Raw genomic sequence first — 16,874 nt, forward strand, 5'->3', positions numbered from 1 at the left:
GGCCGCGGCTTCGCCGTCGTCGCGTCCGAGGTCAAGGCGCTGGCCGAGCAGACCGCGAAGGCGACCGGAGAGATCGGCCAGCAGATCGCGAGCATCCAGTCCGCCACGGCCGAATCCGTCGACGTCATCCGGGAGGTCTCGGGGACGATCGAGCGGTTGTCACAAATCTCCGCGACCATCGCCGCGGCGATCGAGCAGCAGGGCGCGGCCACCCAGGAGATCTCCCGCAACGTGCAGCACACGGCGCAAGGCACGCAGCGCGTCTCCGACAATATCGTCGAGGTTCAGCAGGGCACCGCCGAGACCGGCTCGGCGTCCGCGCAGGTGCTGTCGGCGGCGCAGTCGCTGTCGGAGGAGAGCAGCCGCTTGAAGCTGGAGGTCGGCCATTTCCTCGAGACGGTCCGCGCCGCCTGACTCAGCGGTCGCCCGCCGCCGCGTCGCGCAGATGCTCGACCAGCAGCTTGGCCGGTCGCGGCAGCGCCTTGAAGCTGCGGGCGCAGATCACCAGCCGGCGGTCGGCCCAGGCATCGCGCAGCGGGATCAGGCTGATCGGCATCGTTCGCGCGCATCGCCGTGCCGCCGCTTCCGGCACCACGGCGATGCCGATGCCCGCCGCCACCATCTGGCAGATGGCGTCGAAATCGCGCAGCCGCGCCCGGACATGGTGGCGAATGCCGAGCCGCGCCGCATGCCGGCCAATGTGGACATTGAGTGCCGTGCCTTGGGTGAGACCGATGAAGTCCTGCCCCGCAGTTTCGCTGAAATCGATCTGCCTGAGGCCCGCGAACCCGCTGCGCCTTCCGGCCACCAGCACCAGCCGGTCCTCGCTGAAGGCGAAGCGCTCGATGGTTTCAGGCAGCGCATGCTCGGCAGCAAAGCCGAGATCCGCGCGGCCCGAGGCGATCGCCTCGGCGATCTCGGTGCTCTCGCGCTCCTCGACGTCGACGTTGATCTCGGGATGGGCGCGCAAGAACGCGGCCAGCGCCTTCGGCAGATGCTCGGCCAGACCGACCGTGTTGGCGAGCAGCTGCACATTCGCCCGCTGCCCAGACGCGAAGCCGGACAGGTCGCCCTGCATGGTCTCGACATGGGCCATGATGATGCGGGCATGATCCAGCAGGCTTTCACCTGCCGCCGTCAGCTCGACACCGCGACGGCCGCGCTTGAACAGGGCCACGCCGAACGCGTCCTCGAGACCCTTGATGCGGGCGCTCGCCGACGCCAGCGCCAGATGCGCCCGGTCGGCGCCGCCCGTGATGCTGCGGACCTCGGCAACGGCAATGAACAGCCTGAGATCGACGAGGTCGTACCGCATGCTCTTCTGCCTCTGTCCAGGACGAAGGCTTGCTCCGTAACCTCCACATTGTGACGAGGCTGCTCTCAGGTCAATGTCGCTGCCATGATCGACCCCGCTCCCATCCTGATCTTCATTGCCTTCGCCCTGACCCTCGCCGGCTTCGTCAAGGGGGCGCTGGGCCTCGGGCTCCCGACCATCTCAGTCGGACTGCTCGCGGTCGCCATGCCGCCCGGCCGGGCGCTCGCCATCGTCATCGTGCCGGCCGTCATCACCAACATCTGGCAGACCTTCGCTGGTCCCTATCTGCGCGACATCGCGAGACGGCTGTGGCCGCTGATGGCGGGCACCGCGATCGGGATCTGTCTGAACGCCGGCGCCCTCAGTCACACCTCGACACGCTACGGCAACATCGCGCTTGGCGTGCTGCTGATCGTCTATGCCGTGCTGGGCCTCACCCGCTTCGCCTTCAAGGTCGCACCGCGCCACGAGAAGTGGGTCGGCGGTATCGTCGGGCTGATCACCGGGCTGATCTCGGCCGCGACCGGCGTGCAGGTCGTTCCTTCCGTACCCTACATGCAGGCGATCGGGCTGGAGAAGGACGAACTGGTTCAGGCGCTGGGCGTGTTCTTCACGGTCGCCACCATCACCCTGGCCGTCAACTTGACGAGCTCCGGCCTGCTCAGCACGGCGACCGCCCTGCCCGGCGCAATCGCGATGGCCTGCGCCTTTCTCGGCATGTTTGCAGGCCAGGCGGCACGGTCGAGACTGCCCGCCGAGGCGTTCCGCCGCGTCTTCCTGATCGCGATGATCCTGCTCGGGCTCTATCTCGCCGGCAGCGCTTTCGTCGAGCTGGCCTGGGGATCAGCGCGCTTCTAGCATCGCGATCCGGACGCCGAGATAGACCAGCAGGCCGCCGATCGCCCGGTTCAACCAGAGCACCGCGGCGGAGGAGCGCCGCACGCCGCGGGCGGCGCGGGCCGCCGCGACGGCAACGCCGAGGCACCAGATCGTGCCGTTGACGATGAACATCGTCCCGAGCAGCAGAAGCGCGAGCGCCTGATGCGGCGCGTCAGCTGCGACGAATTGCGGCAGAAAGGCGAGAAAGAACATCGCCACCTTGGGATTGAGGATGTTGGTGAGCGCGCCCTGCCAGAACACCTGCCACATCGACAAGGCCGGTGCAGCGGGTCCGTCCTCGTTTGGCAGGTCCTTGCGGCGTGCCATGATCTGCATGAGACCGAGATAGACCAGATAGGCAGCCCCCGCCCATTTCACCGCGGCGAAGGCCGTCGCCGACGCAGAAAGCAGCGCCGACAGCCCGATCGCACTCCCGAATACGTGGACGAGACAGCCCGCGCTGATGCCGAACGCAGCAGCCACGCCGGCCCGCCACCCCATCTGAGCGCTGCGGCCAACGATGTAGGCCGTATCGGGACCAGGCGTGATATTGAGCAGCAGTCCGGACACCAGAAACAGCGGCAGATCGTGAATTCCAAGCATTGAACGTTTCCTAACGATATCGATCTAACTCTTGAGCATCGCGAGCTGTTGCGCGCCGGGGTCCGCAGAACGCCTCGTCGACGGTCGCGTGGCCGGCTCGGGAAAAGCATGGATTCGGCCGCCCGAGCCATGGTATGCGCGAGGCGGGAGCACGACGTGATGGAAAGACGCCTCGCCGCCATCCTTTGCGCAGACGTCGCCGGCTATTCGCGCATGATGGGGATCGACGAGGCCGGCACCCATGCCGCCTTCAAGGCGCATCGCGGCGCCATTCATCCGATCATCCTCAATCATGCCGGGCGCATCGTCAAACACACTGGTGATGGCTTCCTGCTGGAATTCGCGAACGCCGCCAGCGCGGTCCAGTTCGGGGTCGAGATGCAATGTCTCATGGCCGAGCGCAATGCGCATCTGCCGGCTGACCGCAACATGCGCTTTCGCCTCGGCATTCATAAGGGCGAGGTCACGATCGACGACGGCGAGGCGTTCGGTGACGGCATCAATGTCGCCGTCAATCTCGAATCGATCGCCACACCAGGCGGTTTTGCCGTCTCGGGCCGCGCTTATGAGGAGGCGAGCCCGCAGCTTCCGGTCAGCTTGACCCTCGCGGGGAGCTTCCAATTCCGGAACTTCCAAGACCCCGTCCAAGCCTGGACCTGGGAGCCCGACGGCGACGGCGCGCTCGGATCGCGGAACGCGACGAGCCTGCCGCCGCAATACCGCACGGCGATCGTGGGCGTTCTGCCGTTCGCCAACCTGTCCGACGGTCCCGACGAGTATCTCGCCGACGGGCTCGCCGATGACCTGATCCACGCGCTGTCGCTGCAATCGTTCTTCCGTGTGCTGAGCCGGACATCGACCTTCCGCTTCCGGGATCGCAATCTCAATCTTCGGCTGATCGCACGCGAGATCGACGCGACCTACCTGATCCAGGGGACCGTCCGGCGCTCGCACGACAAGATCCGGGTCACCGCAGAACTGATCGTCCCGGAAAGCGGCGCCCAATTATGGACCGGACGCTACGATCGCGCCCTCGGCGATCTCTTCGCGATGCAGGACGAGATTACCACGAGCCTCTGCGCGGCGCTGATGCCCGAGATCTACCGCGTCGAGGCCTCCGTGCCGTTCCGTTCGCCCGCGACCAATCCGACGGCCTGGGACCGTTTCCTGCGCGGCCTCTCGCATTACTACCGGCCGGCCAAAGCCGACTACCAGGTCTCGATCGCGCTGTTTCGAGAGGCCATCGCGCTCGATCCCTCGCTTGGCATTGCGCATGCCTATCTTGCGACCATCCTGATGCAGGGCATCAGCTTCGGCTGGATCAAAGGCTCGCGCGAGCTCTGGGAGGAGGCAATGAGCCTGGCCCTGGACAGCATCCGGCTCGACCCGCGCTCCTCTTTCGCCTACGCGATCCTCGCCTTCGTGCAGGCTATGCAGGGAGCGCATGAGGACGGCATGAAAGCGGCGCGCAAGGCCACGGAGCTCAACGCCTATGACATGGGCGCGCGCGGCGTGCTCGGGCTTTGTCACCTGGTCTCGGGCGAGCACCAGCAGGCGATCGATCAGTTCTCGATCGCCGCGCAACGCGGCAACAGCGATCCGCGCTACCAATGGCCGGCATTGAACGCCTTTAGCCACTACCTGATCGGCCGCTACGAGGCGGCGTTGTCCTGGGCGCGGGAGGAGCTGCTGCTCTATCCGGACCACCTGCAGGCCTTGATGATCCGGGCGGCAACGCTGGCCCAGCTCGGCGATACCGCGCAAGCGCGCGCCGCGATCAGCGGCATGCGTGAGCAATATCCCTGGCTGACGCTCGACCGCCACATGAAGAACATTCGCTGGAAGAACAGGGCCGACATCGACCACTACCGGGACGGGCTGATCAAGGCCGGGCTGATTTAAACCAATTACAAGGTACATCCTTGGCCTGCCACATGGCCTACACATTGCTTCCGCAAATTGATTGGATTCCAACGATGCTGCCGTGGTATCGCCCTCTATCAGAGTGAGGAACGGATGGAGAGACGGCTGGCCGCCATTGTCTGTGCCGATGTGGTCGGTTACTCGCGGATGATGGGCGCCGACGAGGCGGGAACCCATGCCGCCTTCAAGGCCCATCGCGGCGCCATCCACCCGGTCATCCTCAATCACGGCGGCCGGATCGTCAAATACACCGGAGACGGCTTTCTCCTGGAATTTCCCAGCGTTGTCGGCGCGATCGCGGCTGCAGTCGAGGTGCAGAAGCTGATGGCCGAGCGCAATGCGCACCTGCCCGGCGATCGCGTGATGCAGTTCCGCCTGGGCGTGAACATGGGCGACGTCATCTTTGATGAGGACGAGGTGTTCGGCGACGGCGTCAACACCGCGGTGCGACTTGAAGCCGCAGCCCCTCCCGGCGGGATCGCACTGTCGAACAAGGCCTACCAGGAAGCCAGCAAGCATCTGACGGTCACGTTCGTCGATCGCGGCCCGTTCCGCTTCAAGAACATCGAAGACACCATCAACGTCTGGACCTGGGATCCCTCCTCGCCGGAGCAGAGCCGCGAGCCGCGGCAGACCGCGTCTCTCCCGGCTCAATATCGGACCGCGATCGTCGGCGTCCTCCCCTTCGCCAATCTGAGCAACGAAACCGACGAATATTTCTCGGACGGCTTGGCCGAAGACCTCATCCATGCGCTGTCGCTGCAATCCTTCTTCCGGGTGCTGAGCCGCAACTCGACCTTCGCCTTCAAGCACGCGGGCATGAGCGCCCGCCTCATCGCCCGCGAGATCGACGCGACCTATCTGATCCAGGGCTCGGTGCGGCGCTCCGGGAACAAGATCAGGGTCACGGCCGAGCTGGTCGCGCCGGAGAACGGCGAGCAGCTCTGGGCCGGCCGCTACGACCGCGACATCGGCGACCTGTTCGCCGTCCAGGACGACATCACCGCCAATCTGTGCACTGCGCTGATCCCCGAGATCTATCGGGCCGAGGCGGCGGTGCCGGTCCGGTCCAAGACCACCGACCTCACCGCCTGGGACCGCTTCCTGCGCGGATTGTCGCACTACTATCAGCCGACCAAGGCCGACTACGAGAGCTCGATTGCGCTGTTCCGCGAGGCGATCAAGATCGACCCGGGTCTGGCGATCGCCCATACCTATCTCGGCACCATCCTGCTGCAGGGGATCCATTTCGGCTGGATCAGGAACTCGCGCGGGCTGTGGGACGAGGCGATGGCGCTCGCCGAGGCGAGCGTGCGGCTGGATTCCCGCTCGTCCTTTTCCTATTCGCTGCTGGCCTATGTCCACGCCATGCAGGGGCGGGTCGAGGCGGGCATCGAGGCGGCGCGCAAGGCGCTGCAGCTCAATCCCTACGACATGGGCGCGCGCGGCGTGCTCGGCGTCTGCCATCTCGTCGGCGGCGAGCATCGACAGGCCATCGAGCTGTTCTCGGTCGCGGCGCAGCGCGGCAACAGCGATCCGCGCTATCAATGGTCGGTGCTCAGCGCGTTCAGTCACTACATGCTCGGCCAATATGACGCCTCGCTGTCCTGGGCGCGGGAGTCGCATTATCAGAACCCCAACCATCTGCAGTGCCTCGCCATTCGCGCGGCGGCGCTGGCGCAGCTCGGCCGCTCGGTCGAAGCCGGCGAGGCCGTCGCCGCGCTCTTGAGCCAGCATCCGTGGATGACGATCGAGCGGCTTCTGAGCAACATCCGCTGGCGCAACCCGGCCGACATCGCCCATTATCGCGACGGCCTCGCCAAAGCAGGCCTGCCGCTGACCAAGCTGACCCTGGTCGACAGCAAGCCGAACACGCGCACCAATAACGCAATCTCGACTTGAGGTTGACACGGCGTAGGGTTACGCCATCATTCACAATTGCATTGTAACGTTCGGACGGCGTGCACTTCGCACAGTCTTCGGCGCAATTCGGCGCCGGCTTTGTTTGTTCGCGTGATCGTCGTTTTTCATCACAGGTGATTTGCAAGGATGTCGTTCGATGCAAGAAGACAGCGCCCGCGTCCGTGACGCCCTGCCCGGACAGACCCCGGTTTCGCCCAACAATCCTTGTCCCTTCCTGCGCGCGCTCGTCGCCGGCGGCTTCGTCGACGGCCACGATGTGCCGCTGAAGAGCATCGCGCATCGCGTCGAGGCGGCGAGTGGCGAGACCGGCCTCAAGAAGCGCATCGTCGGCATCGAAACCTTCGGTGTGGCGCTGATCGCCAACGGCTTCTCGCCGCTGCGGCTGTTGCAGAGCCTGTGGTCGGGCGCTGACCTCGATCAGCTGCGCGATGGACCGCTCGACAAGCATGGCGGCGGCTCGCGCATCCTCGACGCCCAGGCCAAGGTCCACCCGGAGGAGATCGATCGCTTCGCAAGCTTCGGCAGCGACTATCCCAATCCCGACGGCGGCACCGAGCGCGGCCTGAACGCAGCGCAGATTCAGACCTTCATGAAGGCCAACCTGCAGCGCGATGGCGACCAGGCGCGCTGGTACTTCCCGATTCTGATGCAGGGCGAATGGCCGGTGCTGCTGAACATCCTCGGCAAGGGCGAGGGCGACGACCGCTATCTCGCGGTCACCGAGGTCCGCACATTGTTCGTCGAGCGCCGCTTTCCGCAACGCATCGTGGCGCGGCTGATGACCAAGCCGAAGCCGGCCAGCATCTTCTGGCGCATCGGCAAGGCGGTCGTCGGCACCGCTGTGGTCGGTGCCGTCGCGCTGCTCATCGCGTGGGTGGCCGCCCCCGATGCGGTGAGCGACAAGCTCAGCGCGATCCTGCCGAAGAAGGTCGCGGCCTTGATCCCGCCGGCGCTGCCGCAAACCGAGCCGACCAAGGCCGCGTACTGGCTCGACCAGGGCTGGACCACTAAGGACCGGCACTGGTTCCACCACGTCACGCAGGGCACGGCGACCTTTCCGATTCCCTATGCCTGGTTCATGGCGATGGAGCAGCCTTATCTGTCGCTGTTCGGCACGCCCGGCCTGATCTCCGACAGCGCCTATCTCGAGCGCTTCGGCTTCATCCCGAGCCCGAGGAGCATCGAGGGCGATCCCAGCGCTCTGCGGCCGTTCGGCTACGCGGCCAACGCGACGGCGAAGGCGGACATCGCTCCGGCGCTGCCCGCCGGCCTGAAGCCCACGCCCGCTGGCAACGAAGGCGGCCTGCCCGTCGGCTTCGCGCGGCTCTCCGGCGCCGCCGATCCGGTCAGCGGCGCGGCGCAGTCGGACAAGATCGGCCTGACCTGCGCGGCCTGCCACACCGGCAGCATTCACTACAAGGGCGTCAGCGTGCGCTTCGACGGCGGCCCCGGGATGGTCGATTTGCGCAAGCTCGAAGAAGCGATGGGCTTTGCGATGATCTTCACGCAATACGTGCCCGGCCGCTTCTCGCGCTTTGCCGATCGCGTGCTCGGCCCGAATGCGACCGAGGCCGAGCGCGAGACGCTCAAGAAGGGACTGAAGGCGGCGACGGACTTCGCTCTCAACATGCAGGCCAAGAACTACCAGACGGCGATCGAGGCCAAGGGCCAGACCGAGACCGAGGAAGGCTTCGGCCGGCTCGACGCGCTGAACCGCATCGGCAATCAGGTGTTCTATCTCGACATGGCCGTCAGCGGGCTGCCGAACATGATCGGCAACCAGGAGGCCATCGACGCGCCGGTCTCGTATCCGCCGATCTGGACCGTGCCGTGGTTCTCCTGGGCGCAGTATGACGGCTCGATCGCTCAGCCCTTGATCCGCAACGCCGGCGAGGCGCTCGGCGTGTCCGCCCAGATCAACTTCTCGCCGGAGACGGCGAGCGACAAGCTGTGGCGCTCGTCGATGGCGATCGAAAATCTGCTCCACATCGAGGACATGCTGCGCGGCCCGGATCCGTTCGCGACGACGACGCCGGCGTTCGGCGGCCTGACCTCGCCGAAATGGCCGGAGAAGCTGTTCGCCGGCGATGACGCCTGGAAGGTCGATCCCGCCCAGGTCGAACGTGGCCGCAAGCTCTACGCCAGCATCTGCGTCGAGTGCCATCTCGGCCCGGTCGCCGACCCCGTGTTCGACAAGACCTATCCGGACAAGAGCTTCTGGAAGATCAAGCCGGCCGACGATTGGGAGAGCCATGGCTGGAATGCCAAGGGGCCGATCCTCGATCTCGTGCAGAAGCCGGTCGCGGCGATGCAGACCGATCCGGGACAGGCCACGATCCTCGCCACCCGCAAGGTCAAGGTACCCGGCTTCCTCGACGTCGATCCGGCGAAGGACCTGAAGGGCTGCAACCTGCCGCAGGGCTCGACCACCGAGATGCCCTATGCGCTGGCGCTGATGGCGGTCGTGCAGAAGGCGAGCGACAAATGGATGGAGGACCGCAAGCTCTCTCCGGCCGAGCAGGCCGCGCTGTGGGGCGATCGCAAGAACTGCCCGAATCCGGCCGGCAAGAGCTATCGCGCGCGTCCCCTGAATGGCGTCTGGGCCACCGCGCCCTATCTGCACAATGGCTCGGTACCGTCGCTGTACTGGCTGCTGACGCCGGCGGCGGAGCGGCCGACCTCGTTCTGCCAGGGCGCCCGCGACTATGATCCCAAGCATGTCGGCTTCGACGTGCCGAAGGGCGGCGAGACGGCTTGCAAGGTCGGACAGTCGCTGTTCGCCACCAAGGATTCCAGCGGCAAGCCGATCAAGGGCAACAGCACGCTCGGCCATTCCTTCGAGGGTCCCGCCAAGCCCAACAAGGACTATCCGAACGGCATCATCGGCGGCGCCTTCTCCGAGGAGGAGCGCTGGGACCTGATCGCGTATCTGAAGACGCTGTGAGCTGATGACGCGGCGCGCCTTGCCGATGGCGAGGCGCGCCGGCGCTGTCATGCGGCCCTCCATTCGCCGGGGCGGATACAGCGCCGGATCGCTCCCTGATCGCTCAGGGAATGCAGCATCACCCAGCCGTTAACCACGAGGTCGCGCACGCCCGGATGACGCTGCATGACCTCGTCCATCGCGCTCTCCGGAGCCGCGATGAAGACGTTGAGGCGCACCGGCTCGTGGATGAACCGGCTGCCGTCGTGGACGGATTGCCAGGGCAGCCCGACCCGCAAATCCCCGGCATTGCCCTCGAGCACGCCGAGCTGGCCGACGATGTTGTGCAGCACCTTGTTGCCGCTGCCGAAGGCCGAGTTGTTCACGGTCGAGCCGTAGTATTGCAGATTGATCCAGCTCGCGACCACCATCGGCGCCGTCATGATCAGCTCGAGCGTGCGATGGCCGTCGTCGCGCGCCGCCTCATAGGAGTGCAGGAAGGCGCGGCCGCCGAGATCGAGCCCGCGGGTGAAGCTCCGCGGCGCGGCGATGAAGGCCGTGTTGCCGGCGAGCCCCCATTCCGGCCGCACCTGCGACCAGTCCCTACTCCGCGCGATCACGGCTTCATCCACATTGGACCTGTCGCGGATGCCGAGCAGCGCGCTCCGCTCGAGCCGCGCCAGCCGCGCGGCATCGGCCAGCCGCGCCTTCAGCCGTGCGAGATCCGGCGCGAGCGTGGCCGGGACGTCGTCCTCGTCGAACAAGGTCACCGCGTCGGTGGTGGTGTCGTGCAGCGCGCCGATGAACCAGCAATCGGCGGGGACGTCGATGCCCTTGGCCCGCAGGCCCTCGCGCACCCGCCAGTCGTTGAGCACGGCCGCCGCGACCCGCGCATTCGCTTCGCCGGTGTGGCCGCCACAGGCGCCGCAATCGAGCCCCGAGGCGTGCGGGTTGTTGACTGTCGTGCTGCCATGGCCGGCGAGCAGCACCAGCCGCGCGAACGGACCGGTCAGCGACATCGCCTTCAACACCGCCTCGGCCATCGCGACGCGCTGCGGATCGGTGAAGCCGGTCATACGCCCGCCGAGCTCGCCGGGCGCGAGTCGGGGCTGCACCCGCGCCGCGATCTCCGGGTCGAGGCCATCGATCACCGGTGACGGCACCGGCCGCGTGACGCCGGCGCTATCGGTCGCGATCTTCGCAGCGAAGCCGAGGCCAGCGGTCTCGACGAAGGAGAACGACGACACGGCCGAGACCTTGAACGACTTCCACGCCTTGGCCGCACGCCGCCGCAACAGCCGCAGGCCGAGCACCTCGGCCTGCTCGATATCGTCGGCGTCCTTGACCGCCTCGCAGACGATGAAGGCGGGCTTCAGCAACACCGGGCATTGCGCGCCGCCTCTGCTGTGACCGATCGGGACATATTCGATCGGGAAGCCGAAGAATCCGGCGAAGCCGATCGTCTCGGCTTCGGGATAGGCCGTCTCCAGCGCGCGCCGAAAGATCTCCGAGCGGACGTCGATGCAGAACGCGGCCTGCACCGGCGGCCGCGCCGGCAGTCGCGTCAGTGCCGCCTGCGCGCCATGCCCAGCGAGCTGTGCGACGAGCTTGCTCCGGCATGCGATCTCATAGGCCTCGTGCAGCACGAGATCGATCGCGAGCTCCGGCGTCTCCTCGAGCCGCTGATCGGCCGGCAGCTTCGCCGCTTCCGCCATGGCCTCTGCCCACGCCGCCTTCACGACGTCATCAGCGCGCGCCTGATACAGCGCATAGCCCCAGGCCAGCCGGATCGCCAACAGCTCCAGCAGCGTATCGTCCCGCTCCCCGTCGAGCCCGGCGTTCCAGCCGATGTAGCGCGCATAGGCCGACCAGCCGCCGAGATCGAACAGCGCCCGCACCAGATAGTCCTCGACCGCGCGCCCGGGAATGCCGAGCCGGTCGACGATCAGACCGATCGCCTGCACCGGATCGGCCGGCAGTTCGGCGATGGCTCTGCGGAATCCCGCAAGCCCCATCATTTCGGGATTGCGGTCATAGGCTGCGAGCTTACGCCAGGCGGCGTACGGCTTCAGCTTGCGCACCGGGCTTGGCCAGCTCGCCTGGCCCTCGTCGAAATAGGTGGCGCAGAATGACGAGATCTCGTCGATCATGAACGCGACCAGCGAGACATAGCGATCGCCCTCGGCGAGCCGGTCCAGCACTTCGGCGACCGTCGCCACGACGGCCGGCGGCGACGACGGCCCGGCTTCGGCGCGCGCCTTCTGCTTGAGCGCCTCGATATCGAGCCCGGTCGACGGATAGAGCTGCAGCGCCTGCGCCAGCGCGGCATCGTCGATCCGGCCATCATCGAGCGCCTGCCGATAATAGGCGCGCGGCATCAGCATCCGCGTCCGCACCACGCGCTCGAACGTCGCGGCCGTGGCGGCGAAGCTCTGGCCGGTGAAGCCGAGGAACGGGTTGACCGCGACGAAGTGCTTCAGCGGCCACAGCGGCGCGACCCGCTGGCAGGCGCTGTCGATGCGGGCCATCAGCCCGGCATCGGCGCTGATGTCGATCGGGTCGGTCATGGACATGGCGAGGGCGGCCTGGGTCATCGGAGATCTCGGATCACGGGTTGGACGGAGCAGAGGTGGAATTGCGCGGCCACACGGTCAGCACGAGGCGGTTGGCGAGCGTGTTGAGATAGAGGCCGTTGCGCAGGTGAACGTAGGCTGCGATCCAGAACGGCGCGTCGGCGCGGCGCATCATCTGGTTCTGGAACACGGTCACCGCCGCGAACGACACCACCACGGCCGCCGCGATCAGCATCGGAACGACGCCATCGACCGGCCGCGATGCGGGAATGCTGCCGCCGACCAGCCAGGCCGTGCCGGCCTGCAGCGCGAAGTACACGATCGCGACGCCGGCGGCGGTGACCGCGGCGCGGGCGACGACGAAGGCGTTCGGCCGCTCGTCGATGGCGTTGGCCATCAGGTGCACCAGCCCCATCAGCAGCACCGAGCCGAGCGCGATCTGCGCCGGGTTGCTGCGCAGGGTCATGCCGAAGGCAAGCCCTGTGAGCAGCGCGAGGCCAATCACCGCGACCAGTGCCAGGATCAGCCGTGCCGCGTGCGGCTGGCCGCCGGGGCTCGGCGTCCACGACGCCCGGGCCAGGTCGATGATGCTGCCCGACGACAGGAAGGCGTGCGCCTTGTAGAGCGAGTGCGCCACGATGTGCAGCAGCGCCGCCGAGAACGCGCCGAGGCCGCATTGCAGCAGCATGAAGCCCATCTGCGCCACCGTCGAGTAAGCCAGCTGCACCTTCACCGAGGTCTGCGTTAGCATCACCAGCGAGCCGAACAGCGCGGTGGCGCCGCCGACCACGGCGAGCACATCGAGCGCCGGCGTCGCCAGCAGCAGCACGTCGCTGAGCCTGAGCACCAGGAAGCCGCCGGCATTGATGATGCCGGCATGCAGCAGCGCCGACACCGGCGTCGGCGTCTCCATCACCTCGATCAGCCAGCCATGCAGCGGCAGCTGCGCGGACTTCAGCATCGCAGTGGCGACAATCAGCAGCGCAGCAATCGTGACAATCGCCGAGCCGGCCCCCTCGCCCGCCCGGGCGTGGGCGGCGAGGCCTGCGATCTCCAGCGTGCCGAACCGGATGTAGAGCAGCACCGCGGCCGTCGCGAGGAACGCATCGCCGAGCCGGCTCGCGACGAACTTCTTGCGCGAGGCGCGGATCGCGGCCGGCCGCGTCTCGTAGAACAGCAGCAGCTTGCCGAGCGACAGGCTGGTCGCGACCCAGGCGGCGAACAGCAGCACGACATTGCCCGAGATCGGCAGCATCAGCACCGCGGCGAGCGTCAACAGCAACCAGCGCGTGAACCGGACCTGGCCGGGGTCGCCGTCGAGATAGTTGCGGCTGTAGCGCACCACGACCAGGCCGATGAAGCTGACCAGGACGGAGAGGATCGCAGCCAACGCGTCGAGCTGCAGCGACAGGCCGAGCCCGTGGCCGCCGAGCAGCGGCGTGCGCCCTGCGCCCAGTGCGGCTGCCGCGAGGCTCGCCGCCGCGGCGATGCCGAAGGCGATCGCGGCGGCGACGATCGCGCGGCCTGCAACGGCCCGAGGCCCCGCCTCCGTGCCCATGAAGGCGGCGATGGCGAGCGTGAGCGGCGCGAGCGCCGCGAGGCAAGGGAGGAGCTGGGTCATGGCGGCTCGGAGGTTGATCAAATGAGAGGTTGCCCTCGTCTTACCGGTCCCGAAGCCTTCTTAAAATTTCAATCATTGAACATGATCGTTCTATAATATAGAACGAACGTCATGCCCCACTTGAACTACCATCACCTGCGCTATTTCTGGATCATCGCCAGCGAAGGCAGCATGAGCCGTGCCGCCAGGCGCCTCAACGTGTCGCCCTCCTCGTTGTCGGTGCAGGTCAAGACGCTGGAGGAGCAGCTTGGTCAGAAGCTGTTCGAGCGCACCGGCCGCACGCTGCAGCTGACCGAGGCCGGGCGCATCGCGCTCGACTATGCCGGCAGCGTGTTCAAGTCCGGCCACGAGCTGATCGAGACGCTGTCGGGGCTGCGCCCGGGACGCCAGCTGCTGCGGGTCGGCGCGGCGGCCAACCTGTCGCGCAACTTCCAGATCGCATTCCTCAAGCCGCTGATCGGGCGCGGCGATGTTGAGCTGATCATCCGCACCGGCCAGTTCGCCGAGCTGCTGGAGCAGCTCGACGCCCACAAGCTCGACCTCGTGCTCGCCAACCATCCGGCGGCACCGGACACGCGCAGCAATTTCGAGAACACGCTGATCGACGAGCAGCGCGTCAGCCTCGTCAGCCGCAAACCGTCCAAGCCCGCGCGCTTGCGCTTTCCGCACGATCTGGCGACGACGCCCGTGATCCTGCCCGGCCGCGGCAGCGCGCTGCGCTCCGCCTTCGACGCGCTGGTTGGCTCCAGCGGCATCCGTCCGGTGATCGCCGCCGAGGTCGACGACATGGCGATGCTGCGCCTGATGGCGCGCGAGAGCGGCGCCATGACCCTGGTGCCATCGATCGTCGTGATCGACGAGCTGCGCTCCGGTGTGCTGGTCGAGCGCGCACGGCTGAGCGCGCTGAAGGAGCAGTTCTTCGCCGTGAGCCAGCAGCGCCGCTACCCGAACCCGCTGGTCGCCGAACTGACCGGATCGCGCGGCAAGAAGACGGGGTGACGCCATACGAGTCGCAACGGCGTCCGTTGCCTGATACAGCGCCCTCTCCCGTTCCGGGAGAAAGCATCGCAGGCCCATCCAAGTGCTGGCTTGGGTGAGGGGTATCTCTCCGCGAATGTCATCTACGGAGAGATACCCCCCACCAACCGAGCTTGCCGCGCTTTCCTACATGCCCTCTCCCGCAAGGGGGGAGAGGGCGCAGTCATGTGCACCGCGCTCATGCTCCAGAAGCAGTCGCCGCTGTGATGAGTCTGATGGTGCGCAGGGTGGCACAAAGGGGGCGCGCTCCACGTAGCCGCATCCAACGCAAATCTGTCGCGCGACGGGCCCACGCGTCGATCCTGGATCAGATGGTGGGCACGGCACGCCGGCAGCGAAGCAAGCCGCAAGACATCGCACGGCCTTTGTCCACCCTATGGTGTTCCTACACATGTCAAACAGCTATTGGCACACGGGATCGCGCTCTCGCGACGGCATCCGCCCGAGCTTTGCGCATCCTCGCCCTCCGCCGATAACGGGAGGGTGCAGGGAAGGCCGGACCTCGACTGAGGCCCGTGGTCCCCGTGCGACAAGAATGCACGGGGCAGGAACCACAGGTTCAGCCGGACAGACCCGGCCTTCCCTGCGCGATGGCATTACGGCTTATACGCGCTCTCCCCGGTGTCCGGGCTTATAGCCACCGTCACCCGCGCGCCTCATCAGGAGCACGCGAGCTTGACGCCAGCGTCGGGGCGCCAGGACCACGCGATTTCGCCGTGCGCATCGGATCGTTCGTCGGCATGAATGATCACGCTGCGACCCGCTGCGCCCACCGCATCCAGCCTCCCACGCTCGTGACGACCGCGATACGCCCCTCCTCGCGGAGACCGGACGCCGGGCAGACTACACCAATTCCGAAATTCGTAAATCGGAATATTTTCCGCGGGAGGGCTGGACAGGTTTTGGCGCGGCGTGCCCGTCGGGCAAATCAGGTCGCCTCAGGCGAACTCGACCAGGTCGATCAGATAATGCGCAAGGACCACCGGCCATAACGCCACCGATCGCTGCAGCATCAGCGTGAAACCTGCTCCGAGCAGCGCGGCCGTCGTGACGTTTCCAAGCCCGCTCCACCAATGGTAGCCCCCGAAGAGAAGAGACGAAACCATGACGAGCAGAATGCGACCGCTCAGCCACATCCGGAGCACGTGCTCGACACAGCGGCGGAAGACGATCTCCTCGGTGAGTGCGACCAGCGCCAGCCCGAACACCAGATCGAAGAAATAAAGCCAGCCGCTGGGGCGCGGGTAGGTCCCGAAGACTGTGCCTGGAAAATTTGTGGTCATGAAGAGCCTCACCGGTTGGCTGAAGCGCTCAACGAACGAGAGGCCGACAACCCAGAGCCCGATCTCCAAACCGGATAACTGATTCTCTTCCGCTCGGAACGCGACTGCTCGCGCAGCTGGGATCGCAGCAGCGATCATAAGCGCACCAAGCCGACCGGCGTAGTCCCAGGCGATCCAACCGAACGGCTCGTGCTGGTGCAACCTCAGCAACTGAGATGCGATCAAAGGGATGAAGACGACTGCCAGCCACGCAACTGCGTGAGCCTTTGCTGGCGTCTCCCTGGGGCTCTCAATCTCGCGCACGACACTGCTTTCCGACAACTCGCCGCCGGAGGACCGGAGACAAGCGACTGCGCGAACGGTATTCGCGACGGGCGTGAGCAGTCAATGTGTCGGTGAAAGCGTGCGTACAGGATAGGCAAGTAAGCGCCGCACAGCCCTTCTGATCCAAGCAGCGGAGGGCCGCTTTCCACCAATCGACAGGCGCGCCGGAGCACCGGGACAGCCCGACGCTACGGCGAGTCAGTCGTTGATGGAATTGCGATCAGGCGAGTGATCCGCGCGATGCCCAGATCCGTCGGACCGGCTCCCAACTCGTCTTGAGCGGGAGCACGATGGGAGAGCCGTCGATCAGAAGATCGCGGTCGGGAAGATGTTCACGCCGTGCTGAACCAGCACGAGAGAAGCGACGACACCGGTGAGCGCGAACATGGTCACCAGGCCGAAGCCGGAATTGAGTGCATGGGGTCCAACGAGCTTTCGTGCGATCATCATCAACATAATCGTTTCCTCC

At 66.5% G+C, this 16,874-nt stretch carries 12 protein-coding genes; 6 read left to right on the plus strand and 6 right to left on the minus strand.

The genetic code is table 11. From position 1 onward, the window contains the following. A partial coding sequence (locus tag BRAO375_RS00795) for a methyl-accepting chemotaxis protein (protein WP_035638246.1) occupies window positions 1-414 on the plus strand: 414 nt, incomplete at its 5' end. Window position 415: 1 nt separating this feature from the next. On the opposite strand, the gene BRAO375_RS00800 is transcribed toward BRAO375_RS00795, so the two are convergent. After that, a complete protein-coding gene (locus tag BRAO375_RS00800; RefSeq protein WP_009025538.1) occupies window positions 416-1,315 on the minus strand; it encodes a LysR family transcriptional regulator in 900 nt (299 codons plus the stop codon). Between the two features lie 84 nt (window positions 1,316-1,399). Here BRAO375_RS00800 and BRAO375_RS00805 point away from each other — a divergent pair, with 84 nt between their 5' ends. After that, window positions 1,400-2,173, plus strand: a complete 774-nt coding sequence (locus BRAO375_RS00805) for a sulfite exporter TauE/SafE family protein (protein ID WP_009025539.1) — start codon at window positions 1,400-1,402, stop codon at window positions 2,171-2,173. Here BRAO375_RS00805 and BRAO375_RS00810 read toward each other — a convergent pair. Further along, entirely contained in the window at window positions 2,159-2,797 is a 639-nt protein-coding gene (locus tag BRAO375_RS00810) for a LysE family translocator (protein ID WP_009025540.1), read from the minus strand. The genes BRAO375_RS00805 and BRAO375_RS00810 overlap by 15 nt on opposite strands. A 159-nt stretch (window positions 2,798-2,956) precedes the next feature. Here BRAO375_RS00810 and BRAO375_RS00815 point away from each other — a divergent pair, with 159 nt between their 5' ends. The 3 genes from BRAO375_RS00815 (at window position 2,957) to BRAO375_RS00825 (ending at window position 9,587) form a co-directional block, all read left to right on the plus strand. After that, window positions 2,957-4,699: an adenylate/guanylate cyclase domain-containing protein gene (locus BRAO375_RS00815; RefSeq protein WP_009025541.1), complete on the plus strand. Its 1,743-nt coding sequence runs from the start codon at window positions 2,957-2,959 to the stop codon at window positions 4,697-4,699. Between the two features lie 114 nt (window positions 4,700-4,813). Further along, a complete protein-coding gene (locus BRAO375_RS00820; protein ID WP_009025542.1) occupies window positions 4,814-6,622 on the plus strand; it encodes an adenylate/guanylate cyclase domain-containing protein in 1,809 nt (602 codons plus the stop codon). A gap of 157 nt (window positions 6,623-6,779) precedes the next feature. Continuing rightward, window positions 6,780-9,587, plus strand: coding sequence for a di-heme-cytochrome C peroxidase (locus BRAO375_RS00825; protein WP_009025543.1), 2,808 nt, complete (start codon window positions 6,780-6,782; stop codon window positions 9,585-9,587). 47 nt (window positions 9,588-9,634) lie between these two features. Here the strand turns inward: BRAO375_RS00825 and BRAO375_RS00830 are convergent, their stop codons facing one another. Both BRAO375_RS00830 and BRAO375_RS00835 read right to left on the minus strand, forming a co-directional pair. After that, window positions 9,635-12,160: a YbcC family protein gene (locus BRAO375_RS00830; RefSeq protein WP_009025544.1), complete on the minus strand. Its 2,526-nt coding sequence runs from the start codon at window positions 12,158-12,160 to the stop codon at window positions 9,635-9,637. 13 nt (window positions 12,161-12,173) lie between these two features. After that, window positions 12,174-13,760: an NADH-quinone oxidoreductase subunit L gene (locus tag BRAO375_RS00835; RefSeq protein ID WP_009025545.1), complete on the minus strand. Its 1,587-nt coding sequence runs from the start codon at window positions 13,758-13,760 to the stop codon at window positions 12,174-12,176. Between the two features lie 111 nt (window positions 13,761-13,871). On the opposite strand from BRAO375_RS00835, the gene BRAO375_RS00840 reads away from it, so the two are divergent. Then, window positions 13,872-14,759 carry a LysR family transcriptional regulator gene (locus BRAO375_RS00840; protein ID WP_009025546.1) on the plus strand — a complete coding sequence of 296 codons (888 nt, stop codon included), beginning with the start codon at window positions 13,872-13,874 and terminating at the stop codon, window positions 14,757-14,759. 977 nt (window positions 14,760-15,736) lie between these two features. On the opposite strand, the gene BRAO375_RS00845 is transcribed toward BRAO375_RS00840, so the two are convergent. Together BRAO375_RS00845 and BRAO375_RS37835 are read right to left on the minus strand one after the other, a co-directional pair. After that, window positions 15,737-16,384: a CPBP family intramembrane glutamic endopeptidase gene (locus BRAO375_RS00845; RefSeq protein ID WP_009025547.1), complete on the minus strand. Its 648-nt coding sequence runs from the start codon at window positions 16,382-16,384 to the stop codon at window positions 15,737-15,739. Window positions 16,385-16,711: 327 nt separating this feature from the next. Continuing rightward, window positions 16,712-16,855, minus strand: a complete 144-nt coding sequence (locus BRAO375_RS37835) for a hypothetical protein (protein WP_175345282.1) — start codon at window positions 16,853-16,855, stop codon at window positions 16,712-16,714. Between the last annotated feature and the right edge of the window lie 19 nt (window positions 16,856-16,874).

Source organism: Bradyrhizobium sp. ORS 375, from assembly GCF_000239775.1.
Lineage (GTDB): Bacteria > Pseudomonadota > Alphaproteobacteria > Rhizobiales > Xanthobacteraceae > Bradyrhizobium.